This window comes from Sphingopyxis sp. PET50, from assembly GCF_025244705.1.
Taxonomy (GTDB): domain Bacteria; phylum Pseudomonadota; class Alphaproteobacteria; order Sphingomonadales; family Sphingomonadaceae; genus Sphingopyxis.
Genome location: NZ_CP104207.1, coordinates 2,369,682 through 2,395,929 on the forward strand (window position 1 = coordinate 2,369,682; position 26,248 = coordinate 2,395,929).

Sequence of the window (26,248 nt, forward strand, 5' to 3'; positions counted from 1 at the left end):
CGCTTTCGACGCAGAACATGACCCGATTCCCCGAGCGAAGACGAGGGGCCCGTTCGAGCGAAGCGAGAACCCGCAAGGGCGCTGCCTCGACTTCGCTCGGCATGGCCCCTCGTCTTCGCTCGGGGAATCGGGTCCTATATTGCATGCCGCGCGCCTACAGCGCCCCGTGACAGTGCTTGTACTTGCGCCCCGAACCGCACGGGCACGGCGAGTTGCGGCTGATCTCGAGCGCCGCATAGGGGTTTTCGCCCTGCGGCAGGTCGGGACGCGGCGCCTGCATCGGCGGCAGCGTGTTCGCGATCACGCCCAGCGAGCCCCCGTCGATATCGGCGCTGTTGTCGTCGCCGGTAAAGGGGTCGATATGCGTCGTCAGGAAATCGGGCAGTTCGGGCAGCGGCATCGGCTCGGGCTCCTCGAAGCGCAGGTCGAGCCGCGCGATCGTGCGCGTCACATCCTCGCGGATGTTCGACAGCATGCGTTCGAACAGGCCGAACGCCTCCTGCTTATATTCGTTGATCGGCTGCTTCTGCGCATAGGCGCGCAGGAACACGACCTGGCGCAGCGCGTCGAGGGTCGACAGATGCTCTTTCCAGTGATGGTCGAGCGTCTGGAGCAGCACCGATTTCTCGATGCTCTTCCACGTCTCGCCGTCGACCAGCGCCGCCTTTTCGGCCGCGACCGCGTCGGCGCGTTCCTGGATGCGCTCCTCGAAGATTTCGGCATCGACCGCATCCTCCTGCATCCAGTCGTCGATCGGCAAGTCGAGGTCGAGGATATCGGCGACGCGCGCCTTCATGCCTTCGATATCCCATTGCTCGGGATAGCTGCCCGGCGGGCAGGCGTCGGCGACGATCGCATTCACCGTCTCCGCACGCATCGCCGCCATCACATCGTCGACCGTCTCGCTGTCGATGATGTCGCCGCGCTGCTCGTAGATGACCTTGCGCTGGTCGTTCATGACGTTGTCGTACTCGACGACCTGCTTGCGGATGTCGTAGTTGCGCGCCTCGACCTTCTTCTGCGCGGTCTCGATCGCCTTCGACAGCCATTTCGACCCGATCGCCTCGCCATCCTCCAGATTCTTGTTCATCATCTTGGAAAAGAGCGTGTCGGGGCCGAAGATGCGCAGCAGGTCGTCGTCGAGACACAGATAGAATTTCGACAGGCCCGGATCGCCCTGGCGCCCCGAACGGCCGCGCAGCTGGTTGTCGATGCGGCGGCTTTCGTGGCGCTCGGTCGCGAGCACGAACAGGCCGCCCGCGGCCAGCACCGCCTCGCGCTCGGCGGCGACCTCGGCCTGGATGCGCGCGATTTCGGCATCGCGCTCGGGGCCTTCGGGCAGGTCCTTGAGCTCGTCGTCGATGCGGAATTCCTCGTTGCCGCCCAGTTTGATGTCGGTGCCGCGGCCCGCCATGTTGGTCGCGATGGTCACCGCGCCGGTGCGGCCCGCCTGCGCGACGATATGCGCCTCACTCTCGTGGAAACGCGCGTTGAGCACGCTGTGCGGCACGCCTTCCTTTTCGAGATAGGAGGACAGCAGTTCCGACTTCTCGATCGACACGGTGCCGACGAGCACCGGCTGGCCGCGCTCGTTCGCCTCGCGGATCGTCTTGGCGATGGCGCCGAACTTGTCGGTGATATTCTTGTAGAATTCGTCCTCCTCGTCCTTGCGCGCGATCGGGCGGTTGGTCGGGATGGTGACGACGTTCATCTTGTAGATGTCGAAAAATTCGGGCGCCTCGGTCGCCGCGGTGCCGGTCATGCCCGACAGTTTCGGGTACATGCGGAAATAATTCTGGAAGGTGATCGACGCGAGCGTCTGGTTCTCGGGCTCGATCTGCACGCCTTCCTTGGCCTCGACCGCCTGGTGCAGGCCGTCGGACCAGCGGCGGCCGTCCATCATGCGGCCGGTGAATTCGTCGATGATGACGACCTTGCCGTCCTTGACGATATAATCGATGTCCAGCTTGAACATCATGATCGCCTTCAGCGCCTGGTTGACGTGATGGACGACCTGGGTGTTCTCGATATCGTAGAGGTTGCTGCCCTGCAGCAGCCCCGCGGCTTCGAGCAGCCGTTCGACATGCTCGGTGCCTTCCTCGGTCAGGCTGATCGACTTGGACTTCTCGTCCTTCTCATAATCCTCCTCGACGAGCTGGTGCACCACCTCGTTGACGCGGATGTAGAGTTCCGACTTGTCGTCGGTGGGGCCGGAGATGATCAGCGGCGTGCGCGCTTCGTCGATCAGGATCGAGTCGACCTCGTCGACGATGCCGAAATTGAACGGGCGGTGGACCATCTGCTGGCGGTCGAACTTCATATTGTCGCGCAGATAATCGAACCCCAGCTCGTTGTTCGTCGCATAGGTGATGTCGCAGCCATAGGCCTCGCGCCGCTGCACCTCGTTGAGGTTCGGCACGATGACCCCGGTGGTCAGGCCGAGGAAACCATAGACGGTGCCCATCCATTCGGCGTCGCGGCGCGCGAGATAATCGTTGACCGTCACGACATGCACGCCCTTGCCCTCGAGCGCGTTGAGATAGCAGGGCAGCGTCGCCATCAGCGTCTTGCCCTCGCCGGTCGCCATCTCGGCGATCTCGCCGCGGTGGAGCACGACGCCGCCGATCATCTGCACATCGAAATGGCGCATGCCGAGCGTGCGGACCGCCGCCTCGCGCACCGTGGCAAAGGCTTCGGGCAATATGTCGTCGAGCGTCTCGTCGGCCTCCAGCCGCGCGCGCAGCTTCGCGGTCTGCGCCTGCAGGGCGGCGTCGTCGAACGCCTGCATCGCTGGCTCGAAGGCGTTGATCTTGTCGACGATCTTGCGGATCGAGGCGACGTAACGGTCGTTGGACGAGCCGAACAGGCTCTTGGCGATGCTGCCGAACATGGCGTATTTCCTTGGGATATGAGGATGATAAAGGCCGGTTTTACGGCCATAGACGCCGCCCGTCGGGCACGGCGCAAAACAGGTCGCGGGCGGCGGAGCGCCCGTCGCATTATCGGCTATTCGAGGGCGCGGTCGCTGCCGATGAGCAGGCCGGGCAGGTGCGGCGGCGGCGCCTTGCGCGGCTTGCGGCCCGAGGTGACGGTGCGCCGCGTCGGCGTCGTCGCGACGGGGCGGCGTTCGCTGTCGTTCGCTTCGGCCTGCTGCCCCGTTTCGGCGAGCAGGATCAGCGACCCCATCGCGGCCGGCTGTCGCGGGCGCCGCCATGGCGCGATCGGCGCCGACGAGTCCGGTGAGCAGAGCCAACAGGGTCAGCAGCAAACGCAAAGAATAACGCCCCTTGTTATCAGACGCGCGGTTTATAGCACGCTGGATGCTGAACATAGGGTGAAACGGGAGCAAGGTCCAGAGGGAGATCGGCGGCGCGACGGGAAGCCGGGGTCGGTGTGGCGGGTTTCGGACGGGAGCGGCCGCAAGCGATCCTCCCCCAACGGGGGGAGGGGACCACCCGCAGGGTGATGGAGGGGCACGGGAGGTTGACGCTGCTCCGAGCCAGGGAAGCTTCCTTTCCGGTGAACCGAGCCGCAAGCACGGCCTCACCGGCAAGGCAAACCGCCTGTGCCCCTCCACCAGCTTCGCTGGTCCCCCTCCCCGTGCCGGGGAGGATCTTTATGTCCGCTCCCCACCCCAAAACCTCCACCGCCCGCCTTTCGACTTGACCTCCCAGCCAACATCGCATCATCTGCCACTAACAAGAATGTAAGGAGAGGGCGCATATGGCCAGCAACGGGGCACGGAAAGCGATTTTCATCACCGGGGGCGGCTCGGGCATCGGCCGCGCCACCGCGCGTCATTTCGCCGCGCAGGGCTGGTTCGTCGGCATCGCCGACGTCAACAGCGCCGGGATCGACGAGACCGCGGCACTGCTCCCCGTGGGCGCGTCGTCGCGCCATGTCATGGACGTGCGCGACCGCGACCAGTGGCGGGCGGCGCTCGCCGCCTTCGCCGAACAGAGCGGCGGGCGGCTCGACGTGCTGTTCAACAACGCCGGCATCGGCTCGGGCGGCCAGTTCATCGACATGGCGCCCGAAGAGGCCGACCGGCTGATCGCGATCAATTTCGGCGGGGTGGTCAACGGCATCTATATGGCGCTGCCCTTGCTGAAAGCGACGCCGGGGGCGACGATCCTCAACACCGGTTCGGCTTCGGGCTTCTATGGCGTCGCGGGGCTTGCGGTCTATTCGGCGACCAAATTCGCGGTGCGCGGGCTGACCGAGGCGCTGGACATCGAATTCGCCAAGCACGGCATCAAGGTGCGCTCGCTGATGCCCGGTTTCATCGACACGCCCCTGCTCGACCAGGTCAGCGCCGACAGCAACGAACCCGCACGCAACCGCCTGTCGGCGAGCGGCTTCGAGATCGTCCCCGTCGAGCGCGTCGGCGAGGCGGCATGGGCGGCGGTGCATGGCGAGAGGGTGCACACCCCCGTCGGCAAGATGGCCAAACGCCTGTCGCGCATCGCCCGCTGGTTCCCGGGGCTGATCGTCAAGCAATCGAAAAAGGTCGATGGGCTGGGCGCGGCCGGGGGGCATTAGACGCGCCGGTCGAAGGCGGGTGGGGGTGGTGAGCAGTCATTCCCCTCCCTTTTAGGGAGGGGGTTAGGGGTGGGTAGCGAGCGCAGCGAGCCAGAAGGAAGAGCGCCGCCTTCGGCGGCCACCCACCCCCAGCCCCTCCCTGAAAGGGAGGGGAGATCAACCCCCGCTCCCGCCCGTTATCTGCCCTCTATTTCCTCGCCCCGCACTGCACCGTGCCCGCCCCGACGTTGCGCACCGTGCACAGCGGCTTGCCCAGCACCGTCACCCGGCCCAGCCCGCGGCTCGTCACCGCGGCGCTTTTGACCGCGTGAAAAATATGGTCGCCGGTGCCTTCGCTGTCGCTGACCAGTTCGTCGATCTTCAGGTCGCCCGCATCGACCGCCCCGGCGCCCGACAGCGTCATCTGCGCGGTCTTGGCTTGGCCCGCCAGCACCATCGTGCCGTTGCCGATCATCGCGACGGTCAGCCGGTCGCTGGTCACCGTGCCGACGGTCAGCCGCCCCGGCCCGCGCAGCCCGATCGTCACCTTCGTGCCCTTCAGCGTGTCGATCTGCAGCGACCCGCCGCCGACCACCGTCGCCGAGCGCAAATTCGCGGCGTTGACGCGCAGCGTCACCGCGCCGAGCGGCTGGCGCCGCGCCTCGTCGCCCGCATAGATTTTCTGCCCGATCACCAGCCGCCCGTCGCGCGTCTCGACCGTCAGCCGGTCGAGCGCGTCGGGCGAGCCGGTCGCCACCGCGCTGACCGGCGCGCGCGTCACCACCTCGACCGTCACGTCGGCATTGAGCTCGATCGCCTCGAAACTGGTCAGCCCATAGCGCTTCTCGGCCGCCGAAGCGGACGCTGCGGCGAGCAGGGCGGCGGCCGCCAGCGCGGCCCATCGGATCAGGAATGCCATGGCGCCGCCCTACCCTGTCCGGCCGGACGGCGCCAGTGGGAGCCTATTTGCAGGTCGCGGTGCCCGATCCCATCGCCTTGGTCGTACAGGCGGCGCCGCCGGTCAGGTCGACGTCGCCCGAACCCAATATGCTGATATCGGCGCTCGCGGTCGCCTGTGCCGCGATGTTGCCCGATCCGGTGACCGAAATATCGAGCGTCTCGGCGGCAAGTCCCTTGGCGTCGATATCGCCCGACCCGGTCACGTCGAGGTCGCCCGACTTGATCGCGCCGCCGGCGATTTCGATGTCGCCCGAGCCCGATACGGTCAGCTTCGCCTTGGCACCGCTGAATTTCGCGACCTTCAGGTCGCCCGACCCGGTAAGCACCGCCGCAACGTCATTGCCGTCGATCGTATCGGCGTCGATCGACCCCGATCCGGTCAGCTTCACCGCGCCGAGCCTGGGCATGGTGATCGCGATCTCGACCTCGTCATGGTCGCGCCCGCCGAAGCTGAAGCCGCTGCGCTTGCGCCCGATCGACAGCGTCGTGCCGTCGAGCTTGATCTCCAGATCGTCGATCTCGGCCTTCGGCCCCTTCGCGCTGATCGAAAAGGCGTCGCCCTGGCGGATGGTGACGTCGTCCGGGCCCGTCACTTCGACCCCCGTGAAACCCGTGAGCGCGAAATCCTGCGTCGTCGTCGGCCCCGGATCGGCGGAGCGCCCCTTGCCGCCCTCGTCGGTCGTGATCGTGCCGTTGCACGCCGCCAGCGCCAAAGTCAGCGGCAGCGCCGCGATCGTCCAGTTACGCATCACCAATCTCCTTCGTGTATTGCTTACATAACACACATCGGAGCCACCTGTCCAGAGCGCGCCATCTTGTCGCCACCTTCCTGGGCCAGAGGCACCGTTCCCCTTCAACCGGATGATGGACGATGAGCGTAGCGTTTCGCCGCGAAAGCGACGACGAACATAAGGAACCCGCGTTCGAATGGCCGATTCCCGTCGGTCCGAACCTGGTCACCCCGCGAGGAATACGGCTGCTCGACGAGGAAGCGGCCCGACTGGCCGATGCGATCGCGGCGGCCGAAGACGAAGAGGCGCGCAAGACGCTCCGGAAACGGCAACGCTATGTCCACACGCGCCAGTCGACCGCCGAGGTGCAGCCCGCGCCCGGCGCCGGTGTCGTCGGCATCGGCAGCAAGGTGACCTTCACGCTCGACGGCGCGACGCGTACGCTGACCGTCGTCGGCCATGACGAGGCCGATCCGGCGCAGGGGACCATCGCCTTTTCCGCCCCGCTCGCCCGCGCGCTGATGGGCGCCGAAGCCGGCGAGGCGCTCGACTATCAGGGCCGCGAGGACGCGATCGCGATCATCGCCGCCGCGGCCGATCCGGAGACGCAGGCATGAAGGACAAGTTCGAACGCCACAAACAGCCGTGGACCGCCGCCGAGATCGACAAGCTGCACACGCTGGCGAAGAAGGGCATGGCGCTGAAGGCCATCGCCCGGGCGCTGACGCGCAGCGAGGAATCGGTGAAGGCGCGCGCCAGGGCCGACGGCCTGCCGATCGCGAAGCTGCACTGATCCTTCATGACCGCCGCCCGATATGACGCCATCGTGCTGGGCGCCGGTGCGGCCGGGCTGATGTGCGCCGCGGCCGCGGGGCAGCGCGGCAAGCGCGTCCTGCTGCTCGACCATGCCGACGAGGTGGGCAAGAAAATCCTCATCTCGGGCGGCGGGCGGTGCAACTTCACCAACATCCACGCGCGCCCGGAAACGTATATCTCGGCCAATCCGCATTTCGCCAAATCGGCGCTCGCGCGCTACACGCCCGCCGATTTCATCGCGCTGGTCCGGGCCTATGGCATTGCCTTTCATGAGAAAACCCTTGGCCAACTCTTCTGCGACGGCTCCGCGAAACAGATCGTCGCGATGCTGCTCGCCGAATGCGCGAAGGGCGGCGTCGACATCCGCTGCGGCGAAGTTGTACGACAAATCGACCATGCCGACGGTCTGTTCCGCGGCACTTTCGCCAACTTCCAGTTCGCCGCCCCCAATCTCGTCATCGCCACCGGCGGACCCTCGATCCCCAAGATGGGCGCCACCGGCTTCGCCTACGACCTCGCGCGCCGGTTCGGGCTGAAGGTCGTCGAACCGCGCCCCGCGCTCGTCCCGCTCACGCTCGGCGGCGACGACGTGCTGTTCCGCGACCTGTCGGGCGTCGCGACGCCGGTCGAGGCGCGCGCGGGCAAGGCGGCGTTCCGCGAAGCCGCGCTCTTCACCCACAAGGGCCTCTCCGGCCCCGCCATCCTGCAGGTCAGCAGCTATTGGCGTCCCGGCGAATCGGTGACGATCGATTTCCTGCCCGATGCGCCGCAAGGCTGGCTGCTCGAAGCCAAGCGCGCCAGACCGCGCGCGACGCTCGCCTCGGCGCTCGCCCTGCCCGACCGCCTCGCGCAGACGCTCGCCGACCGCCTCGCCCTCCCCGGCGAACTCGGCGCGCAGACCGACCGCAGGCTCGCCGACGCCGAGGCGCGCCTCCGGCGCTGGATCTTCCGCCCCAACGGCACCGAAGGCTTCGCGAAAGCCGAGGTCACCGTCGGCGGCATTTCGACCGCGAACCTGTCCTCGCAAACAATGATGGCCAAATCGGTGCCGGGACTGTATGCGGTCGGCGAAGCCGTGGACGTCACCGGGTGGCTGGGCGGCTATAATTTTCAATGGGCCTGGGCCAGCGGACACGCCGCCGGTCGGGCGCTTTAGGAAAAACCAGACATATTCCTCGGGATGCTGGCGGGACGATAGCCCCGCCGCCTTGGCATCATTGGCCTGACGGCGGCGAGGAGACCCAGAAAACGGCGCAGCGCCGCACAGGATAAGAAGACCAATGCCTTTCGACCATCTTTCCCCCGTCCTCGCGGACGCCCTCACCACGCGCGGCTATGAAGCCCTCACCCCCGTCCAGGCGCATGTCGTCGAGTCCGAAGCGGTCGGCCGCGATCTGCTCGTCTCCGCCCAGACCGGGTCGGGCAAGACCGTCGCCTTCGGCCTTGCCATGGCCGGGGAACTGATCGAGGGCGACCGCCTGCCCTTCGCCACCTCGCCGCTCGCGCTCATCATTGCGCCGACGCGCGAACTGGCGCTGCAGGTCAGCCGCGAACTCGGCTGGCTCTATGCCAAGGCCGGCGCGCGCATCGCGACCTGTGTCGGCGGCATGGACGCCAGCAAGGAACGGCGCAGCCTCAACCAGGGCGTCCATATCGTCGTCGGCACCCCGGGACGCCTGCGCGACCATCTCGAACGCGGCGCGCTCGACCTCGCCGCGCTGCGCGTCGCGGTGCTCGACGAAGCCGACGAGATGCTCGACATGGGCTTTCGCGAGGATCTGGAAGAAATCCTCGACGCGACCCCCGAGACGCGCCGCACCTTGCTCTTCTCGGCGACGATCCCCAAGCCGATCGCCCAGCTCGCCAAGCGTTACCAGCGCGACGCGCTGCGCATCTCGACCGTCGGCGAGGATCGCGGCCATGGCGACATCGCCTATCAGGTGGTGACCGTCGCCCCCGCCGATATCGAGGGTGCCGTCATCAACCTGCTGCGCCTCCACGAGGCCGAAACCGCGATGCTGTTCTGCGCGACGCGCGACAATGTCCGCCGCCTGCACGCCAGCCTGACCGACCGCGGTTTCGCCGCCGTCGCGCTGTCGGGCGAGCATAGCCAGAACGAACGCAACCATGCGCTGCAGGCGCTGCGCGACCGCCGCGCGCGCGTCTGTGTCGCGACCGACGTCGCGGCGCGCGGCATCGACCTGCCCAGCCTGTCGCTCGTCATCCATGTCGAGATTCCGCGCGACGCCGAAACGCTTCAGCACCGGTCGGGCCGCACCGGCCGCGCGGGCAAGAAGGGCACCGCAGTGCTGATCGTCCCCTATCCGCGCCGCCGCCGCGTCGACGGGATGCTGCGCGGCGCGCGCATCAACGCCGAATGGATGGAGGCCCCGACCGCCGCCGATGTACGGAAACGCGACCAGGAACGGCTGATCGAGAAATTGCTCGCCCCCATCGAGCATGAAGCCGAGGATATCGAACTCGCGCAGCGCCTGATGGCCGAGCGAAGCGCCGAAGATATCGCGGCGTCGCTGGTCCGCGCGCACCGCGCGCTGATGCCCGCGCCCGAGGATCTGATCGACAACAGCGCACGCGGCCGCGAGCGCCCCGAACGCGGCGAGCGTTTCGAACGCGAGCCGCGGGATCGCGGCGAGCGCCGCGAAGGTTTCGACGACAGCATCTGGTTCAAGCTGAACATCGGCCGCCGCCAGAACGCCGACCCGCGCTGGATCCTGCCCTTGCTCTGCCGCCGCGGCCATGTGACCAAGAACGAGATCGGCGCGATCCGCATCGGACCGAACGAGACCTTGTTCAACATCCCCCTCGCGATCGCCGACCGCTTCGCCGAGGCGGTGACGCGCACCGCGAACCAGGATGGCGAGGACGACAGCGGCGTCGCGATCACCCCGGCGCCCGACGGTCCCACCTATCCGCCGCGCCGCGACAAGGGTAGCCGCGATACGCACCGCAGCGCACCGCGCGGCGCCGGCGAACGCGCCGACCCGCGGGGTCCGGGCGGCCCCGGCGGCAAGCCCGAGCGTTACAAGCCCAAGCCCTACGGCCAGCGCACCCCGCGCAAGACGGGGAAATACTAATGTAAATCCACCCTCCCCTTCGGGGGAGGGCAGCGAGACTTGGGTCGGCGTAAGCCGTCCCTAGTCGCAGCGGGTGGGGGCCAGCGGCCTTGCACCATCGTAACAGCCCCCACCCCAACCCCTCCCCTGAAGGGGAGGGGCTTTCAACGCATCCTCCCTTGCACCCAGCCTGCCCGCGTCCCAGATGAGACCATCAGCAGGAGCGCGATCATGCAAGCAGTCCAGGCCTTCATCGAAACCCAGGGCGGTCCCGAGGTCATCGACTGGCGCGAGGTGACGCTCGGCGAACCCGGCCCCGGCGAGGTGCTGCTGCGCCACACGGCGATCGGACTCAACTATCTCGACACCTATCATCGCGACGGCACTTATCCGGTCGAACTGCCGAGCGGCCTCGGCGTCGAATCGGCCGGTGAGGTCGTCGCGGTCGGCGAGCATGTCCACGGCCTCCAGCCCGGCGATCGCGTCGCGACCTTCGGTCCCGACCGCAACGCCTATTCGAGCGCGCGCATCCTGCCCGCCGCGTCATTGTTCAAGCTGCCCGCCGCAATCGACGACGAAACCGCCGCCGCGGCGCTGCTCAAGGCCTGCACCGTCGAAATGCTCGTCGAACGCTGCGCGAAGGTCGAGGCCGGCTTCGGCCTGTCCTGGTCCACGCCGCCGCGGGCGGGGTCGGGCTGATCCTCGTGCAATGGCTGAAGGCGATCGGCGCGACCGTGATCGGCACCGTCAGCACCGAAGCCAAGGCCGAGGCCGCGCGCGAGGCGGGCGCCGACCATGTGCTGCTGTACAAGAGCGACGATGTCGCCGCGCATGTCCGCAGCCTCACCGACGGCCAGGGCGTGCCGGTGACCTTCGACGGGATCGGCATGGCGACGTGGGAGGTCTCGCTCAAGGCCACCGCGCGGCGCGGGCTGATCGTCAGCTACGGCAATGCCGACGGGCCGGTGACGGGCGTCAACCTCGGCGTGCTCGCGCAGCACGGCTCGCAGTTCGTGACGCGGCCGACCTTGTTCGACTATTATCTCCATCCCGGCGAACGCGCGGCGGGCGCGGCGCGGGTGTTCGAGATGATCGAGAGCGGCGCGGTACGGATTACCGTGGGGCAGCGTTACGGGTTGCAGGATGCCGCGCGGGCGCATGCCGACTTGCAGGCCGGACGGACGACGGGATCGACGGTGCTGATTCCCTGACCTCTCCCCTCCCGCAGGCGGGAGGGGAGTAGTTACGCCTTCAACCGTTCCGCGTGCCACGCCACATGCTCGGCCATGAAGGTCGAGATGAAATAATAGCTGTGGTCATATCCCGGCTGCATCCGGATTTCGGCCTTCTGCCCGTTGCGTTCGCATGCCGCGACCAGCAGTTCGGTCTTGAGCTGTTCGGCGAGAAAACCATCGGCTTCGCCCTGGTCGACGAGCAGGTCGGGCACCCGCAGCCCCTGGTCGAGCAGCGCGCAGGCGTCATACGCATGCCAATCCTCGCGGTCGTCGCCGAGGTAGTTCGACAGCGCCTTCTCCCCCCACGGACATTGCAGCGGCGCGACGATCGGCGAAAAGGCCGAGACCGAACGGAAACGGTCCTGGTTGCGGAGGCCGATGGTCAGCGCGCCGTGGCCGCCCATCGAATGGCCGGTGATCGCCTGCCGCGTCAGGTCGGCGCCCGCGAAATTGCGCAGCACCAGCGACGGCAGTTCGTCCTCGATATAGCTGCGCATCCGGTAGTGTTTCGCCCACGGCTCCTCGGTCGCATCGACGTAGAAGCCGGCACCGAGCCCAAAGTCCCACGCGCCCTCGGGATCGTCGGGAACGGCGTCACCGTTTGAATCGGGGCCGCGCGGGCTGGTGTCGGGCGCGATGAAGATCACGCCATGCTCGGCGCAGGCGGCGCGATATTCGCCCTTTTCCATGACATTGGCATGGGTGCAGGTCAGCCCCGACAGATACCAGAGCACCGGCAGCTTCGCGCCTTCGGCATGGTCGGGCACGAAGACCGCGAAGGTCATGTCGGTGCCGGTCGTGGTGCTGGCGTGCCTGTACACGCCCTGCGTGCCGCCATGGCTGCGGGTGGTGGAGAGGGTTTCGAGGGGCATGATGTCGTCCTGCTTGTCTTTTCGCGAGCCTAGTCCATGCTGACACGAAAGCCAAAGGGGAGAGCGCGCCGCATGTTCGATACTGTCATCCATGGAACGTGTCAGGATCGCTTTGGTGCCGTCCGGCTCGGCATGGCGGCGAGCCTCGCGAGCGGTGCCGACGTCGGCCTCTCCTTCTGCGCGACGGTCGAGGGCGAGACGGTGGTCGACCTGTGGGGCGGCCATGCCGACGAAGCGCGGACGCGCCCCTGGCAGGCCGACACGATCGTCAACGTCTATTCGACGACCAAGACGATGACCGCGCTCACCGCCCTGCTCGTCGCCGACCGCGGCGAACTCGATTTCGCGGCGCCGGTCGCGCGCTACTGGCCCGAATTCGCCGCGAACGGCAAGGCCGACATCACCGTCGCGCAGCTGATGAGCCACAGCGCCGACCTCTCGGGCTGGGACGCGCCGATGACGACCGCGGATTTCTACGATTGGGACAAGGCAACGTCGCTGCTCGCCGCGCAGGCGCCCTGGTGGCCGCCGGGCAGCGCGCCCGGCTATCATGCGATCACCCAGGGCTATCTGGTCGGCGAGGTCGTGCGCCGCATCACCGGAAAATCGCTCGGCACGGTGTTCCGCGAGGAGATCGCCGAACCGCTCGGCGCCGATTTCCACATCGGCCTGCCCGCGTCGGAGGACCACCGCGTCGCCGACCTGATCGCGCCGCCCGAAACGATCAGCGCCTTCACCAGCGATATCCAGCGCAAGACCTTCACCAATCCCGGCGTCGAGGTGTCGGCGACGCGCACCCGCGCCTGGCGCGGCGCCGAAATTCCGGCGGCGGGCGGCACCGGCAACGCGCGCAGCGTCGCCGAAATCCATGCCCTGCTCGCCAACGGCGGCGTCGCGAAGGGCAAGCGCCTGCTATCCGAAGCCGGATGCCGCAAGGCCCTCGAGTTGCAGATCGCGGGTACCGACCTGATCCTCGGCATCCCGATCCGCTACGGCATGGGCTTCGGCCTGCCCGGCGAGCTGGTGCCCTTGCCCAACCCGAACACCCTCTATTGGGGCGGCTATGGCGGGTCGCTGATCATCATCGACATGGATGCCCGCGCGACCTTCAGCTACGTCATGAACAAGATGAACAGCGGGCTGACCGGCGACCCGCGCTCCTTCACGCTGATCGGCGCGATGTAGATGGCGATGGCGGCGGCATAGAAACGCCGCCCTGCGCTCCCGTCGCGGCCTTTGCGACAGCTTCATTTCATCCCTCATCTGGGGGCGTTCGTCCCGAAAATGCCGCTCCCGGGCCATAATGTGGAACTTTCCCATAGTGATACAGGTTTGATCAGGCGCCAAAGTCTGCGGGGAACGGCTTAAGCATGGTGTCCATGGGTCGAACCCTTCGGTTCTCTCCAATATTCCACGATAGGGGAAATTATGCGTAAGATTTCAATCATGGCCGTTGCGACGGCAAGCTTCTTCATCGCGCCGCTGGCCGCCGCTCAGGAACCGGAAACGCCGGCACCGACCGAGGAACCGGCATCGGAGCCGACTGTCGAACCGGCGCCCGCGCCGAGCGACGAACCCGCACCGTCGGACGAGCCGACGCCGTCGGACGAACCCGCCCCGGCGCCCGAGCCGGAGGCATAATCACACCAGGGACAAATCCCGGTGAGGCATACCGCCGAAGCCACCGCGCTTCGGCGGTTTTTTATCGTCCGGCCTGGACGGGAATCGCAGCCACCAGCGGCGCATGTCCCCAATGGCGCAGCAGCCGCAAGATCGCCGAGCCCGCCAGCCCGAGCGTCGCGGTGTTGCGCAGCGGGTGAACATTGACCGGGTCGACATCGGCCAGCCCCGCGTCGATCACTACGGTGATGCTGCCCGGCGCCGCGTTGATCGCGGCGAGCGGAGTCACCGACCCGGGCGCGATTCCCAGCAGGCGTTCCATATCCTCTGCCTTGCCGAAGCTGACCCGCTTGCAGCCGATCGCGGCGGGCAAGGCCTTCAGGTCGACGCGCGCCTCGCCTGGCACGGTGACGAGCCAGAAGGCGCCGCCGGTGTCCTTCAGGAACAGATTCTTGGTATGCGCGCCGGGGATCGCGGCGTTCACCCCGTCGCTTTCGGCCACGGTGAACACCGCGACATGCTCGAAGGAAGCGAAGGGGATGGCAAGCGCGTCCAGATCCGCCAGCAACCCCGCCTCGCCCCGCATATTCGTCCTCAGACGATCCGGTGCAGCGCGCAGAGCTTGTTGCCCGACGGATCGCGCAGATAGGCAAGGTAAAGCTGGCCGAACCCGCCATCGCGCACGCCCGGCGGATCTTCGATCGAGGTGCCGCCATTCTCGACCCCCGCCTTGTGCCAAGCGTCGGCCTGCTCCGGCCCTTCCATCGCGAACCCGATGGTGCAGCCGTTGCCGATGGTCGCGGGCTGACCGTCGATCGGCGCGGTCACCATGAAGATGCCGCCGTTGTGCATATAGATCAGGCGCCCCTTGTCGTCCTGAATCCCCGCCTTGCCGCCGATCGCCTGAAAGGTCGCGTCATAGAATTTCTTCGACGCGTCGAGGTCGTTCGACCCGACCATATTGTGACTGTACATGGCTTCCGCTCCTCCGGTTTTTGGTTGCGATTCGATACTTATCTTGCGCGCGGCGTCAGCGGAAGACAACCGTCTTGCGCCCGTCGATCAAAACGCGCTGCTCGGCGACCCAGCGCACCGCCTTCGCCAGCACCTGCGCCTCGACGTCGCGGCCGATGCGGATCAGGTCGTCGACCCCGTCGCGGTGGTCGACGCGCTCGACCGCCTGTTCGATGATCGGCCCTTCGTCGAGGTCGCCCGTGACGAAATGCGCGGTCGCGCCGATCAGCTTGACGCCGCGCTCGTGCGCGCGGTGATAGGGCTTGGCGCCCTTGAAACCCGGCAGGAAGCTGTGGTGGATATTGATGCACCGCCCCGCGAGCCGGGCCGACAGCTCGCCCGACAATATCTGCATGTAGCGCGCGAGCACCAGATATTCGGCGCCGCCGCGTGCCATGACATCGAGGATCGCCTGCTCCTGTTCGGCGCGGTTCGCGTCGTCGACCGGCAGATAATGGAACGGCACCCCGTGCCATTCGGAGAGCCGCCGCTGCGCCTCGTGATTCGACACCACGCCGACGATGTCGATCGCGAGATTGCCGGTCGCCCAGCGGTGGAGCAGGTCGTTGAGGCAATGGCTGCCCTGCGACACCGCGATGACGAAGCGCGGCTTGGCGCCGCGGTCGCTGATCCGCGCGTCCATCCGGAAACGCTTGACGATTGGCGCGAAGGCCGCCTGCACGCCGACCAGCCTCTCGGGGAAGCGCGGTCCCGCGCCGCGGAACTCGACACGCATGAAGAAGCGCCCCGTGTCGAGGTCGGCATATTGCTGGCTGTCGAGGATGAAACCGTCCTTGTCGGCGAGCAGCCCGGTGACCGCCGCGACGATGCCCACCGCGTCGGCGCAGCTGAAGGTCAGGACATAGGGTCCGGTCAAATCGTCACTCCCCAATTCCGTTCGTGCTGAGCCTGTCGAAGCACCGTTCTTTCTTGCGCCGCCGCATGCAGGAAGAACGGCCCTTCGACAAGCTCAGGGCGAACGGAAAATTAGAAAGCTCAATAAACCACGACGCTGCGGATACTCTCGCCCGCATGCATCAGGTCGAACCCCTTGTTGATCTCCTCCAGCCTCATGACGTGGGTGATCATCGGGTCGATCTCGATCTTGCCGGTCATGTACATGTCGACGATCTTCGGCACGTCGGTGCGGCCCTTGGCGCCTCCGAACGCGGTGCCGCGCCAGTTGCGCCCGGTGACCAACTGAAAAGGACGCGTCGCGATTTCCTTGCCCGCCTCGGCCACGCCGATGATGATCGAGGTACCCCAGCCGCGATGGCAGGCCTCCAGCGCGGTGCGCATCACCTCGGTATTGCCGGTGGCGTCGAACGTATAGTCCGCGCCGCCGTCGGTCATCTGGACGATTGCCGCGACGACATCCTCGCGGCTCATGCCCTTCGAGTTCAGGAATTCGGTCATGCCGAACTTGCGGCCCCATTCCTCGCGCGCGGGGTTGATGTCGACGCCGATGATCCTGTTCGCCCCCGCGAGGCGCGCGCCCTGGATCACGTTGAGCCCGATGCCGCCGAGCCCGAACACGACGACATTGTCGCCGACCTGGACCTTGGCGGTGTTGATCACCGCGCCGACCCCGGTGGTCACGCCGCAGCCGATGTAGCAGCTCGACTGGAACGGCGCGTCCTCGCGGATCTTCGCGACCGCGATCTCGGGCAGCACGGTGAAGTTCGAGAAGGTCGAGCATCCCATATAATGGAAGATCGGCTGGCCCTTGTACGAAAAGCGCGTCGTCCCGTCGGGCATCAGCCCCTTGCCCTGCGTGGCGCGGATCGCGGTGCAGAGGTTGGTCTTGCCCGAAAGGCAGCTTTTGCACTGGCGGCATTCGGGGGTGTAGAGCGGGATCACATGGTCGCCCGGCTTCACGCTGGTGACCCCCGCGCCGACCTCGCGCACCACGCCCGCGCCCTCGTGCCCCAGCACGCTCGGGAAGATGCCCTCGCTGTCGAAGCCGTCGAGCGTATAGGCGTCGGTGTGGCAGATGCCTGTCGCCATGATCTCGACCAGCACCTCGCCCGCCTTCGGGCCTTCTAGGTCGAGTTCGACGATTTCGAGCGGCTTCTTCGCTTCGAATGCGACGGCGGCGCGGGTCTTCATGGGAAACTCCTCAGGGAAAAATGGCTGCGCTGCCTGTTACACCGATCGAAAGCCGGATAAAGGGGCCAATCGGCAATATATTATCCCAGAGGTGAGATAATGAGCGCATGGGAGGGCATCGACGAGATCGTGGCGATCGCCGACGCGGGCAGCTTCGTCGCGGCGGCGGCGCGGCTCGGCACCTCGACCTCGCACATCAGCCGCGCGGTGATCCGCCTCGAAAACCGCATCGGCGCGCAGATTTTCGTGCGCACGACGCGCCGCGTCGTCCCGACCCCCGCCGGCCGCACCTTGATCGAGCAATTCCGCAGTCTGATCGCGGCGCGCAACGATGCGCTGTCGGCGGTCAGCGACGACGGCGCGCCGCGCGGCGAGGTGCGGATGACCTGCTCGATCGCGATGGGCGAGCGCTTCGTCGCGCAGATCGCGCGCGATTATGCCTTCGCCTTTCCCGATGTGACGGTGACGCTCGAACTCACCAACCGCGTCGTCGACCTGCTCGCCGAGGGCTTCGACCTCGCGATCCGCACCGGCACGCTTCCGGACTCGGGGCTGGTCGCAACGCGCATCGCCTCGCGCAGCCTCTATCTCTGCGCCGCGCCCGCCTATCTCGCGCGCGCCGGGACGCCCGCGTCGATCGACGATCTCGCGCGCTACGAATGCCTGCTCGGCACCGCCCCCGCCTGGCATTTCCGGTCGCAGGGCAAGGAGATCACCCACCGAGCCGCCGGCCGCTGGCGCTGCAACAGCGGCACCGCGGTCACCGAAGCCGCGCTCGCCGGCCACGGCGTCTGCCAGCTTCCCGATTTCTATGTGATGCCGCATTTGCAAAGCGGCGCGCTCGTCTCGCTCCTCGACTCGCTCCGCCCGCAGGAAGAGCCGATCTGGGCGGTCTATCCGCAGCGACGGCACCTGCTGCCGAAGGTGCGGCTGCTGATCGACAAGCTGCGCGAGGAATTACCGGGGGCATTGCGGCGGAGCGGAACGTAGCGCCTAAACGCCGATTACATCCGTCCGAGATCATTCTCGAAAATGGTGGACGCCACATCCATAGCCAAATCATTTGTGACAGAGGCAAAAGCTAGATCGAACCAATCGAGCAGTTCGCTGGCCATCGACGCCCCAACCTCCTCGGCACCTTCAATTGGCAACTTCGGCTGCCGGTCAGCATACGTGACCGCCATTCTTAAATCGTCAAAGAAGCCAGAACGCGCATACGCGAACTGACTCGAAAACGGGCCCATCTCATGAAACCCGCCGCCAGCATTCCTGATTTCACTTAGCTGGCTTTTCGTCATTTTTGATATCTCGACGCCCGCAAGGAGGGCCAGCGAGGCCGACTGCTTTTCAACGTGGGAAGGAAATGGGCGGCTATGCTTTTTGTTCCGCACGCCCCACAGCGCAATGAGCGCCTTGCCTAATTCCTCAATCGCAAAGATGGCGAGCATAATAGCGGAGAAGGCTCGGTCACTTTCGATGAGCAGCCGAGAATCAGCACCAAGGCGCTGCGCGTTAGCGACGATCTTGCTGAATTCGGCAATATCGTCCTCGCTTGGTTTGTTTAGAGAATTTGTCATCGTGTGCGCTAGTCAGGCTAAGGGTAGTCCAATTTATCGCCGATCGCGGCGTTAGTCTGTATCTCTCAACACTCCACCACACTAACCGCCAGCCCGCCCTTCGACGTTTCCTTATATTTGTCGCGCATGTCGCGCCCCGTTTGCAGCATCGTCGCGATCACCGTGTCGAGGCTCACGACATGCGTGCCGTCGCCGATCATCGCGATGCGGCTCGCGTCGATCGCCTTGATCGCGCCCATCGCGTTGCGCTCGATGCACGGGATCTGCACCAGCCCGCCGATGGGATCGCAGGTGAGGCCGAGGTTGTGCTCCATGCCGATCTCGGCGGCATTTTCGACCTGCGCGTTGGTGCCGCCGAGCGCGGCGGTCAGCCCAGCGGCCGCCATCGAGCAGGCGACGCCGACCTCGCCCTGGCAGCCGACCTCGGCGCCCGAGATGCTGGCGTTGCGCTTGTAGAGCGCACCGACCGCGCCCGCGGCGAGCAGGAAGGTGCGCACGCCCGTCGCGTCGCCGCGATAGCTGCGTTTATAGTAGCGGATCACCGCCGGGATGATCCCCGCCGCGCCGTTGGTCGGCGCGGTGACGACCTTGCCGCCCGCGGCATTTTCCTCGTTCACCGCCATCGCCCACAGGTTGATCCAGTCCATCATCGCCATCGGATCGGACAGGTTCGCTTCGTGCCGTTCGCGGATGTCGGCGGCGATCTGCGGCGCGCGGCGGCGGACCTTGAGCCCACCGGGCAATATGCCGATGCTCGAACAGCCGGCGTCGATCGAGCCGTCCATCGCCGCCGCGATGGCGTCGATCCCGGCCTCGACCTGTTCGAGGCTGCGGTGGACGAGCTCATTGTCGAGCATCATCTCGGCGAAGCTCTTTCCCGATGCCGCGCCCATGCTCAGCAGGTCGGCGCCCGAGGTGAAGGCGAAGGGCAATTCGACCTCGTCCTCCGCGCCGCGGCTGTTGCGCCCCGCTTCGTCCTCGTCGACGACGAAGCCGCCGCCGATCGAGAAATACATGCGCTTCGCCACTATCTCGCCGTCGCCGTCGCGCGCGGTGAAGCTCAGCGCGTTGCTGTGGAAGGGCTGGCGCTGGCGCATCTGGAAATGCAGGTCGCGCGCCGGCTGGAAGCGCACGCGCTGGCGGCCGAGCAGATAGAGGAAACCTTCGCCGGCCGCGCGGTCCCAATGCGCCTTGATCGCGGCGAGGCTCGTCGAGGCAGGAATTTCGCCCGCCAGCCCCGCGACCACGGCGGTGTCGGCGGCATGCCCCTTCCCCGTCAGCGCGAGCGAGCCGTAGAGATCGGCCTCGACATGCGCGGTCTTCGTCAGCAGTTCGGCCTCGTCGAGCCACACGGTAAAGCGCCGCGCCGCGACCATCGGGCCGACGGTGTGCGAACTCGACGGGCCGACGCCGATCTTGAACAATTCGAACAGGCTGATGGTCATGGTCGAGTTTTGTCAGGAAGGGGGCGCTGATCGCGGCGAGGGGTATCCGGGCCGCCAGTTGGCGCGATGCCGCCAATGTAAGATGGCCATAGTCGAAATGAAAGGGCGAGCCGTCGGATGCGAAGAGCGGGCAGACGCCCCCCTTTGGACATTCGATATCCTGCATCGAGACATAGGTCGCCCCCGCCGCGGTCACCGCATCGCGCATGACGCGGTCGGTGACGAGCAGGTCCATCCGCCGGCCGCCGCGCGCGGCGTCGACATCGCCGCGCGCGGTGAGGCGCGCGAGCAGGCGCGGCAAAGGCTCGTCATATTCGACCACGGGGCCGAAGACGGTGACGGGGATGCCCCGGGCCCGGAAAAGCTTCACGGCGCGGACGAGCCCCGGAAGCCGGTCGTCGCGCCAGCGCGCCGACAGGATCACGCGCGCGATCGGGCCGGCTGCCCGGCGTGCGCCCCTCGAACCCGATCGCCATCACGCGCGTGCAGCGCGGATCGCCCTCGACGGGCCAGATGGGGTCACAGCCCGAGGCGGTCAGCCGCAGGACATTCGCATCGGGCATCCGTTCGGCCAGCGCCTGGACGATATGACCCGCGTGGCTGTCGCCCATGACCATGATGTTCGGCCGGTCGGTGCGCCGCGTCGCGCAGGTCCTGGGATCATAGGTCGGCAGCGCGCTGTCGGCCATGCACACCCCGCGGCGGAACTGGAAATAGGATTGGGGGCTCTCGTCATAGTCGAGATAGGTGAGCAGCCGCGCGACCTCCGGGTTTGCGATGCGGGTGTTTTTCGCCTGCTGCGCGAGCAGCGCCGCGACCGCAGCAACCGCGATCATCGCCGCGAGCGCGATCCAGAGCACGCGCGGGGTCGGCCACGCCTTGCCGCGTTCGAGGAAGGGCCGCTCGATCAGGCGATAGCTGAGGATCGCGAGCGCGAACGAAATGGCGATCGTCGCGGCCATCTCGCCGGCGTCGAGCGTCAGCCCGCGCTCGAAGCGCCAGAAGGCCATCACCGGCCAGTGCCACAGATAGAGCGAATAGCTGATATCGCCGACGAAGCGCATCGGCGCCAGCGACAGCAGGCGCGCGGTGCCGCCGGTTTCGCCATAGGCGATCAGCAACGCGGTGCCGACGCACGGCAGCAGCGCCCATGGCACCGGAAAGGCCATGCCCTCTTCGATGACGAACAGCGACGCGACAACCATCGCGAGGCCCGCCCATGCCGCGATCGAACGCAGCCGCGGCCCGAGCGCGGGAAAGCCGCCCGTCGCGATCAGCCCGCCAAGCGCCAGTTCCCATGCGCGCGACGGCAGGAGATAGAAGCTCGCCTGCGCCTTGTTGACCAGGATCAGGCCATAGCCCGCCGCCAGCGACGCGGCCGCGATCACCCACAAGGCCGCGACGATATGCCGCGGCAGCCAGCGCCGCAGCGCAATCAGCAGCAGCGGGTAGAAGATATAGAATTGTTCCTCGACCCCCAGCGACCAGGTGTGGAGCAAGGGCGTCAGCTCGGCATCGCCGAAATAATTGACCGTGCGCCAGAACCAGATGTTCGACCCCGACAGCGCGGTCGCGGCGGCGCTCCACGACAGGTCGCGCATGTCCTGCGGAAACAGGCGCCACCAGCCGATGGCGAGTACCGCCATAAGCATGACGAGCAGCGCGGGCAGGATGCGCAGCGCGCGGCGGCGATAGAAACCGGTGAGGGTGAAGCGATCGCCCTCCATCTCCTTCAGGATGATGCGGCTGATCAGATAGCCCGAGATGACGAAGAAGATATCGACCCCGACGAAGCCGCCGGGGATCGCGGTCAGCCCGGCGTGGACGAGCAGGATCGGCAGCACGGCAAGCGCGCGCAGCCCGGCGATGTCGTTGCGATAATGCATGATTCCCCAATTTCGCTGGCTGAGCGCGAGCCGATGCTGCCTAGCCGCTTGGCGTCCTTCGGGAAAGGGGGGATGGACGGGCGGCCGACGCCGCCCGTCCTGCCGGATCAGGCCGGGTAGGTCCAGCTACCCTCGCGCGCGAAATTCTCCGCCGCGAAATCCCAGTTCAGCAATTCCTCGACCGCCGCCTCGACATAGGCGGGGCGGAGGTTCTTGCGGTCGATATAATAGGCATGTTCCCACACGTCGATGACGAGCAGCGGCTTGATGCCCGCGGTCAGCTCGGTGCCCGCGTCGTGCGTGTCGGTGACCGACAGCGTGCCGTCGCGCGAGATGAGCCAGGCCCAGCCCGAGGCGAAATGGTTGACCGCGGTGTCCTTGAGCTTCTTCTTCAATTCGTCGAGCGAGCCGAAATCGCGTTCGATCGCGGCGAGCAGATCGCCTTCGGGCGCGGTCTTGGCGGGCGACAGGCTTTCCCAGTAAAAGGCGTGGTTCCAAGATTGGGCGGCGTTGTTGAACAAGCCCTTGTTGCCCGAACCTTCGGCGTGGTGGACGATTTCCTCGAGGCTCTTGTCGGCCAGCTCGGTGCCCTCGATCGCGGCATTGACCTTGTCGACATAGGTCTTGTGGTGCTTGCCATGGTGCGTCTGCAGCGTTTCGGCCGAAATATGCGGTGCCAGCGCGTCCTCGGCATACGGCAGGGGAGGATAGGCGATCGTCATGGCAGTCTCCTTTTTTGCTGTCGGGGGTCTAACTCGGTATGTTGCCCGCGAGTTGCAACCCCGTGACGGGGAAATTTTCGGTCTTTAAAGGCCCTCCTCTGAAGAGGAGGGGCTTGGTCGTCACGTCACCATGCCCCGCAAGGTCGCGATGTGGTCCGCCTCTTCGGTCGGCTTGTCGCGCCGGATGCGCGAGATGCGCGGAAAACGCATCGCCAGCCCCGACTTGTGACGCTTCGACGCATGGATCGAATCGAAGGCGACTTCGAGCACCAGCGACTTTTCGACCTCGCGCACCGGGCCGAAGCGGTTCAGCGTGTGGTCGCGCACATATTTGTCGAGCCATTTCAGCTCTTCGTCGGTGAAGCCCGAATAGGCCTTGCCCACGGGGAGCAACTCGCCCGCGTCGGACCAGCAGCCGAAGGTATAGTCCGAATAGAAGCTCGCGCGGCGCCCGTTGCCGCGCTGCGCGTACATCATCACGCAATCGGCGGTCAGCGGGTCGCGCTTCCATTTGTACCACAGCCCCGCGCGGCGGCCCGCGACATAGGGCGCGTCGCGGCGCTTGAGCATCACCCCCTCGATCGCGGCATCGCGCGCGCCGGCGCGGCGTTCGGCGAGATCCTCGAAGTCCCTGGCGTCGATGATCTGCGACAGGTCGAAATGGCTGTCGGCGAGCCGCGGCACGAACGCCTCCAACTGCCGCCGCCGTTCGGTCCACGGCAGGGCGCGCAGATCGTCGCCATCGACCGCGAGCAGGTCGTAGACGCGGACGAAGGCGGGATAGTCGGCCAGCATCTTCTTCGACACGAGCTTGCGGCCGAGCCTTTGCTGGAGCGCATTGAAACTCGCCGCCTCCCCGCCCTGGGCCTCGCCGCGCACCAGCAGTTCGCCGTCGATCACCGCGTCCTGATCGAAGGCCGCGACCAGTTCGGGGAAGGCGCCGCCGATCTCCTCGCCGCCGCGGCTGTAGATGCGCGTCTCGCCGCCACCATGGACAATCTGGACGCGGATGCCGTCCCATTTCCACTCGGCGGCATAGTCGGCGAGGTCGATGCTCTCCTCTTCGAGCGGGTGCGCGAGCATGAAAGGGCGGAAGAAGGCGACGTCGGCAAGGTCGGGGCGCTCCGCCCTGCCCTCGCCCCACGCGAACAGCGGCGCAAAGGGCGGCGGGATCGCGTGCCACAGTTCCTCGACATCGTCGACGGGCACGCCGAACGCCTGCGCGAAGGCCTGTTTCGCGAGCCGCGCCGACACCCCGACGCTCATGCCGCCGAGCGCGAGCTTGAGGAGGGCATAGCGCCCGTCGGCGTCGAGCCGGTCGAGCAAGGAGGCGAGGATGGCGGGGGCATCGCTGCGGCTGGCTGCAGAGAGGGCGTCGACGGCTTGGGAGACCGACAAAGGGGATTGCCGCCATTCCGAATCCCGAGTTCCCGAGCGAAGACGAGGGGCCCGTTCGAGCGAAGCGAGAACCGCTGGCGTCGCCGCCTCGACTTTGCTCGGCGGAGCCCCTCGTCTTCGCTCGGGGGCACGGATTGTTCCTGTTCCCCGGTTCGGCTCCGGCCACAGCAGCGCCGCCGTCTCCGCCGTATCCCCCACGAAATGCCGCGACAGGCGGAACAGCTCCTCATCGACCCGCGTCGCCAGCAGCGCCCGCACGGTCCCCGCCTTCACCGCCGGAAAGTCGAGGCTCTCGGTCAGCGCCGCGATCGCCCAGCCGCGATCGGGATCGGGGGTGTGACGCAGATAATCGGCGATCAGCGCCAGCTTGCTGTTGCGCGAGCGCGTGTAGACCAGCCGGTCGATCAGCGCCGCGAAACGCCTCACGCCTCCTCCTCCAGATCGCGCCCGACGAGGTGCAGCGCGCGCGCCTTGCGCTGGGTGAGCTCGCACCAGCGCAGGAGGCCGTCCTCGCTGCCATGGGTGATCCACGTCTCCCGTGGGTTCACGTCGATTATCGTCGCGGTCAGTTCGTCCCAGTCGGCATGGTCCGAAATGACGAGCGGCAGTTCGACCATCCGCTGCCGCGCGCGCTGGCGCACGCGCATCCAGCCCGACGCCATCGCGGTCACCGGATCGGGCAGCCGCCGCGACCAGCGGTCGTTCAGCGCCGAGGGCGGCGCGAGCACGATCTGCCCCGCCATCTCGGCCTTGTCCGCTTCGCTGACCAGCCGCAGTTCGCCGAGATCGACGCCATGCAGCGCGTACAGATTGCACATCTTCTCGAGCGCGCCGTGGAGATAGATCGGCGCCTCCCACCCCGCGCCGCGCAGTTCGGCGATCACCCGCTGCGCCTTGCCCAGCGCATAGGCGCCGACGAGCACGCTGCGGTCGGGCTCGGCACGCACCGCGCCGATCAGCTTGGCAATTTCGTCGCCGGTCGGCGGGTGGCGGAACACCGGCAGGCCGAAAGTCGCCTCGGTAATGAAGATGTCGCACGGCACCACCTCGAACGGGGCGCAGGTCGGGTCGCGCCGCCGCTTGTAGTCGCCGGTGACGACGATCCGCTCGCCCGCATATTCCATCAGTATCTGCGCACTGCCCAGCACATGCCCCGCGGGATGGAAACTGAACCGCACCCCGCCGCGCTCGAAACCCTCGCCATAAGGAAAAGCCGCATTATGGCTGGCCTCGGCATCGACACCATAGCGCAGCGCCATGATCGCCAGCGTCTCGGGCGTCGCATAGACCGCGCCATGGCCGCTGCGCGCATGGTCGGCGTGGCCGTGCGTCACCGCGGCGCGCGCGACGGGCCGCGACGGGTCGATCCACACATCGGCGGGCCGCACGTAAATGCCGCTCGGGTGCGGCTCGATCCAGGTGCGAGGTTTCCCCATCAGCGAAGAAGCATGCGAAACGCGAAAAGGTTCATCCCGGCACCATAGCAGGAAGAACGAAAAAGGAACAAATATCGTTACCCCCGCCCGAGCCGCATCCGGAACGCATCGAGGTGGAAATAGGCGGGGTCGAAATCGCATATCGCCGCCAGCGCATCGGCATCGACAAAACGGATCCACTGGCGGTTCGTCTCGATATAGCCCTCGCGCACCAGCCGCCGCAAAACCCGGTTGGTGTGGATCGGCGTCAGCCCCAGCGTGTCGGCGATCTGCGTCTGGGTCATCGGCAGCCGCATCGCGTCGCCGTTCGCCAGATTGACAATCTGGGCGCGGCGATGGAGTTCGAGCAGCAGATGGCCGATCCGCTCGCGCGCGCTCTGGCGCCCGTTTCGGACGATCTGTTCGCGCAGGAACGCCTCCTCCTGCACCTGCGTCCACCAGAAGGCCATGGTCAGCGCCCCCGACCCCGCGAGCAGGTCGCGCACCGCGCCCGGCGGAATCGCATAGAGCGAGCCCGCGGTGATCGCGAACACGCCGTGGTCGGCCTCCGCCGCGACGAGCACCTGCAGGTCGAAGATGTCGCCGGGCAGCAGGATGTTGAGAATCTGGCGCCGACCGTCCTCCAGTTCCTTGTAGCGCGCCGCCCAGCCCTCGCGCATCACCAGCACCGCGTCCATCGGCTCGCCCGCGCTCACCAGTTCGGCGTTGGCGGCAAAGCCGCGCGGCTTGCCGCCGAGCGCGAGCAGCTGATCGCGGTCGGCGTCGCCGAGGTCGGCATAATATTGCAGGCGCGCCGCCAGTGCTTCCAATGCCATGGACCCGCCCCTCGTGA

At 66.8% G+C, this 26,248-nt stretch carries 24 protein-coding genes and 2 pseudogenes; 9 read left to right on the plus strand and 17 right to left on the minus strand.

Features of this window, described 5'->3' with window-relative positions:
- Nucleotides 1–154 precede the first annotated feature (154 nt).
- Both secA and N0A20_RS12470 read right to left on the minus strand, forming a co-directional pair.
- On the minus strand, nt 155–2,890 hold the full coding sequence (secA, locus tag N0A20_RS12465) for a preprotein translocase subunit SecA (protein ID WP_260580680.1): 2,736 nt from the start codon (nt 2,888–2,890) through the stop codon (nt 155–157).
- 116 nt (nt 2,891–3,006) lie between these two features.
- Nucleotides 3,007–3,186, minus strand: coding sequence for a hypothetical protein (locus N0A20_RS12470; RefSeq protein ID WP_260580681.1), 180 nt, complete (start codon nt 3,184–3,186; stop codon nt 3,007–3,009).
- A 537-nt stretch (nt 3,187–3,723) separates the two neighbouring features.
- Here N0A20_RS12470 and N0A20_RS12475 point away from each other — a divergent pair.
- On the plus strand, nt 3,724–4,542 hold the full coding sequence (locus N0A20_RS12475) for an SDR family oxidoreductase (RefSeq protein ID WP_260580682.1): 819 nt from the start codon (nt 3,724–3,726) through the stop codon (nt 4,540–4,542).
- A gap of 187 nt (nt 4,543–4,729) precedes the next feature.
- On the opposite strand, the gene N0A20_RS12480 is transcribed toward N0A20_RS12475, so the two are convergent.
- Together N0A20_RS12480 and N0A20_RS12485 are read right to left on the minus strand one after the other, a co-directional pair.
- Nucleotides 4,730–5,440, minus strand: a complete 711-nt coding sequence (locus N0A20_RS12480) for a head GIN domain-containing protein (protein WP_260580683.1) — start codon at nt 5,438–5,440, stop codon at nt 4,730–4,732.
- Between the two features lie 43 nt (nt 5,441–5,483).
- Nucleotides 5,484–6,230: a head GIN domain-containing protein gene (locus N0A20_RS12485; RefSeq protein WP_260580684.1), complete on the minus strand. Its 747-nt coding sequence runs from the start codon at nt 6,228–6,230 to the stop codon at nt 5,484–5,486.
- Nucleotides 6,231–6,352: 122 nt separating this feature from the next.
- Between N0A20_RS12485 and N0A20_RS12490 the strand changes: the two genes are divergently transcribed.
- The 5 genes and pseudogenes from N0A20_RS12490 to N0A20_RS12510 all read left to right on the plus strand — a co-directional run bounded on the left by N0A20_RS12490 (nt 6,353) and on the right by N0A20_RS12510 (nt 11,313).
- The gene (locus N0A20_RS12490) at nt 6,353–6,829 is read left to right on the plus strand and encodes a GreA/GreB family elongation factor (protein ID WP_260580685.1); all 477 of its coding nucleotides are present in this window, start codon (nt 6,353–6,355) and stop codon (nt 6,827–6,829) included.
- Nucleotides 6,826–7,005 carry a hypothetical protein gene (locus N0A20_RS12495; protein ID WP_260580686.1) on the plus strand — a complete coding sequence of 60 codons (180 nt, stop codon included), beginning with the start codon at nt 6,826–6,828 and terminating at the stop codon, nt 7,003–7,005. The genes N0A20_RS12490 and N0A20_RS12495 overlap by 4 nt, the downstream gene beginning before the upstream one ends.
- Nucleotides 7,006–7,011: 6 nt before the next feature.
- Nucleotides 7,012–8,184 (plus strand): NAD(P)/FAD-dependent oxidoreductase, encoded by a 1,173-nt coding sequence (locus N0A20_RS12500; RefSeq protein ID WP_260580687.1) that lies wholly within the window; start codon nt 7,012–7,014, stop codon nt 8,182–8,184.
- Nucleotides 8,185–8,308: 124 nt separating this feature from the next.
- Complete coding sequence (locus N0A20_RS12505) at nt 8,309–10,123, plus strand: DEAD/DEAH box helicase (RefSeq protein WP_260580688.1); 1,815 nt, start codon at nt 8,309–8,311, stop codon at nt 10,121–10,123.
- 210 nt (nt 10,124–10,333) lie between these two features.
- Nucleotides 10,334–11,313: pseudogene (locus N0A20_RS12510) on the plus strand (quinone oxidoreductase family protein).
- A gap of 32 nt (nt 11,314–11,345) precedes the next feature.
- On the opposite strand, the gene fghA reads toward N0A20_RS12510, so the two are convergent.
- The gene (gene fghA, locus N0A20_RS12515) at nt 11,346–12,209 is read right to left on the minus strand and encodes an S-formylglutathione hydrolase (protein WP_260580689.1); all 864 of its coding nucleotides are present in this window, start codon (nt 12,207–12,209) and stop codon (nt 11,346–11,348) included.
- 72 nt (nt 12,210–12,281) lie between these two features.
- Between fghA and N0A20_RS12520 the strand changes: the two genes are divergently transcribed.
- Together N0A20_RS12520 and N0A20_RS12525 are read left to right on the plus strand one after the other, a co-directional pair.
- Nucleotides 12,282–13,394 carry a serine hydrolase domain-containing protein gene (locus N0A20_RS12520; RefSeq protein WP_260580690.1) on the plus strand — a complete coding sequence of 371 codons (1,113 nt, stop codon included), beginning with the start codon at nt 12,282–12,284 and terminating at the stop codon, nt 13,392–13,394.
- A gap of 243 nt (nt 13,395–13,637) precedes the next feature.
- A complete protein-coding gene (locus N0A20_RS12525; RefSeq protein ID WP_260580691.1) occupies nt 13,638–13,850 on the plus strand; it encodes a hypothetical protein in 213 nt (70 codons plus the stop codon).
- Nucleotides 13,851–13,911: 61 nt separating this feature from the next.
- On the opposite strand, the gene N0A20_RS12530 is transcribed toward N0A20_RS12525, so the two are convergent.
- From N0A20_RS12530 to N0A20_RS12545, 4 genes are all read right to left on the minus strand, one after another.
- Nucleotides 13,912–14,415 carry a prolyl-tRNA synthetase associated domain-containing protein gene (locus tag N0A20_RS12530; RefSeq protein ID WP_260580692.1) on the minus strand — a complete coding sequence of 168 codons (504 nt, stop codon included), beginning with the start codon at nt 14,413–14,415 and terminating at the stop codon, nt 13,912–13,914.
- Between the two features lie 8 nt (nt 14,416–14,423).
- Entirely contained in the window at nt 14,424–14,804 is a 381-nt protein-coding gene (locus N0A20_RS12535; RefSeq protein ID WP_260580693.1) for a VOC family protein, read from the minus strand.
- Between the two features lie 55 nt (nt 14,805–14,859).
- Nucleotides 14,860–15,720, minus strand: a complete 861-nt coding sequence (gene purU / locus N0A20_RS12540) for a formyltetrahydrofolate deformylase (RefSeq protein ID WP_260580694.1) — start codon at nt 15,718–15,720, stop codon at nt 14,860–14,862.
- Between the two features lie 119 nt (nt 15,721–15,839).
- Nucleotides 15,840–16,952 (minus strand): S-(hydroxymethyl)glutathione dehydrogenase/class III alcohol dehydrogenase, encoded by a 1,113-nt coding sequence (locus tag N0A20_RS12545; RefSeq protein WP_260580695.1) that lies wholly within the window; start codon nt 16,950–16,952, stop codon nt 15,840–15,842.
- Between the two features lie 99 nt (nt 16,953–17,051).
- Between N0A20_RS12545 and N0A20_RS12550 the strand changes: the two genes are divergently transcribed.
- A complete protein-coding gene (locus N0A20_RS12550; protein ID WP_260580696.1) occupies nt 17,052–17,942 on the plus strand; it encodes a LysR family transcriptional regulator in 891 nt (296 codons plus the stop codon).
- A gap of 14 nt (nt 17,943–17,956) precedes the next feature.
- Here the strand turns inward: N0A20_RS12550 and N0A20_RS12555 are convergent, their stop codons facing one another.
- The 8 genes and pseudogenes from N0A20_RS12555 to N0A20_RS12585 form a co-directional block, all read right to left on the minus strand.
- Nucleotides 17,957–18,529, minus strand: coding sequence for an AbiV family abortive infection protein (locus N0A20_RS12555; protein WP_260580697.1), 573 nt, complete (start codon nt 18,527–18,529; stop codon nt 17,957–17,959).
- A 65-nt stretch (nt 18,530–18,594) separates the two neighbouring features.
- Complete coding sequence (locus tag N0A20_RS12560) at nt 18,595–19,974, minus strand: L-serine ammonia-lyase (protein ID WP_260580698.1); 1,380 nt, start codon at nt 19,972–19,974, stop codon at nt 18,595–18,597.
- Nucleotides 19,975–20,077: 103 nt separating this feature from the next.
- A pseudogene (locus N0A20_RS20760) lies at nt 20,078–20,398 on the minus strand (acyltransferase); the annotation flags it as partial.
- The gene (locus N0A20_RS12565) at nt 20,283–21,860 is read right to left on the minus strand and encodes an acyltransferase family protein (protein WP_260580699.1); all 1,578 of its coding nucleotides are present in this window, start codon (nt 21,858–21,860) and stop codon (nt 20,283–20,285) included. The gene N0A20_RS12565 and the pseudogene N0A20_RS20760, both read right to left, overlap by 116 nt.
- Nucleotides 21,861–21,967: 107 nt before the next feature.
- Nucleotides 21,968–22,582, minus strand: a complete 615-nt coding sequence (locus N0A20_RS12570) for a superoxide dismutase (protein WP_260580700.1) — start codon at nt 22,580–22,582, stop codon at nt 21,968–21,970.
- A gap of 120 nt (nt 22,583–22,702) precedes the next feature.
- Nucleotides 22,703–24,406 carry a cisplatin damage response ATP-dependent DNA ligase gene (locus tag N0A20_RS12575; RefSeq protein WP_260580701.1) on the minus strand — a complete coding sequence of 568 codons (1,704 nt, stop codon included), beginning with the start codon at nt 24,404–24,406 and terminating at the stop codon, nt 22,703–22,705.
- Nucleotides 24,403–25,416, minus strand: coding sequence for a ligase-associated DNA damage response exonuclease (locus tag N0A20_RS12580; protein ID WP_260580702.1), 1,014 nt, complete (start codon nt 25,414–25,416; stop codon nt 24,403–24,405). Before N0A20_RS12580 ends, N0A20_RS12575 begins: the two co-directional genes overlap by 4 nt.
- 77 nt (nt 25,417–25,493) lie before the next feature.
- Nucleotides 25,494–26,231, minus strand: coding sequence for a Crp/Fnr family transcriptional regulator (locus tag N0A20_RS12585; RefSeq protein WP_260580703.1), 738 nt, complete (start codon nt 26,229–26,231; stop codon nt 25,494–25,496).
- Between the last annotated feature and the right edge of the window lie 17 nt (nt 26,232–26,248).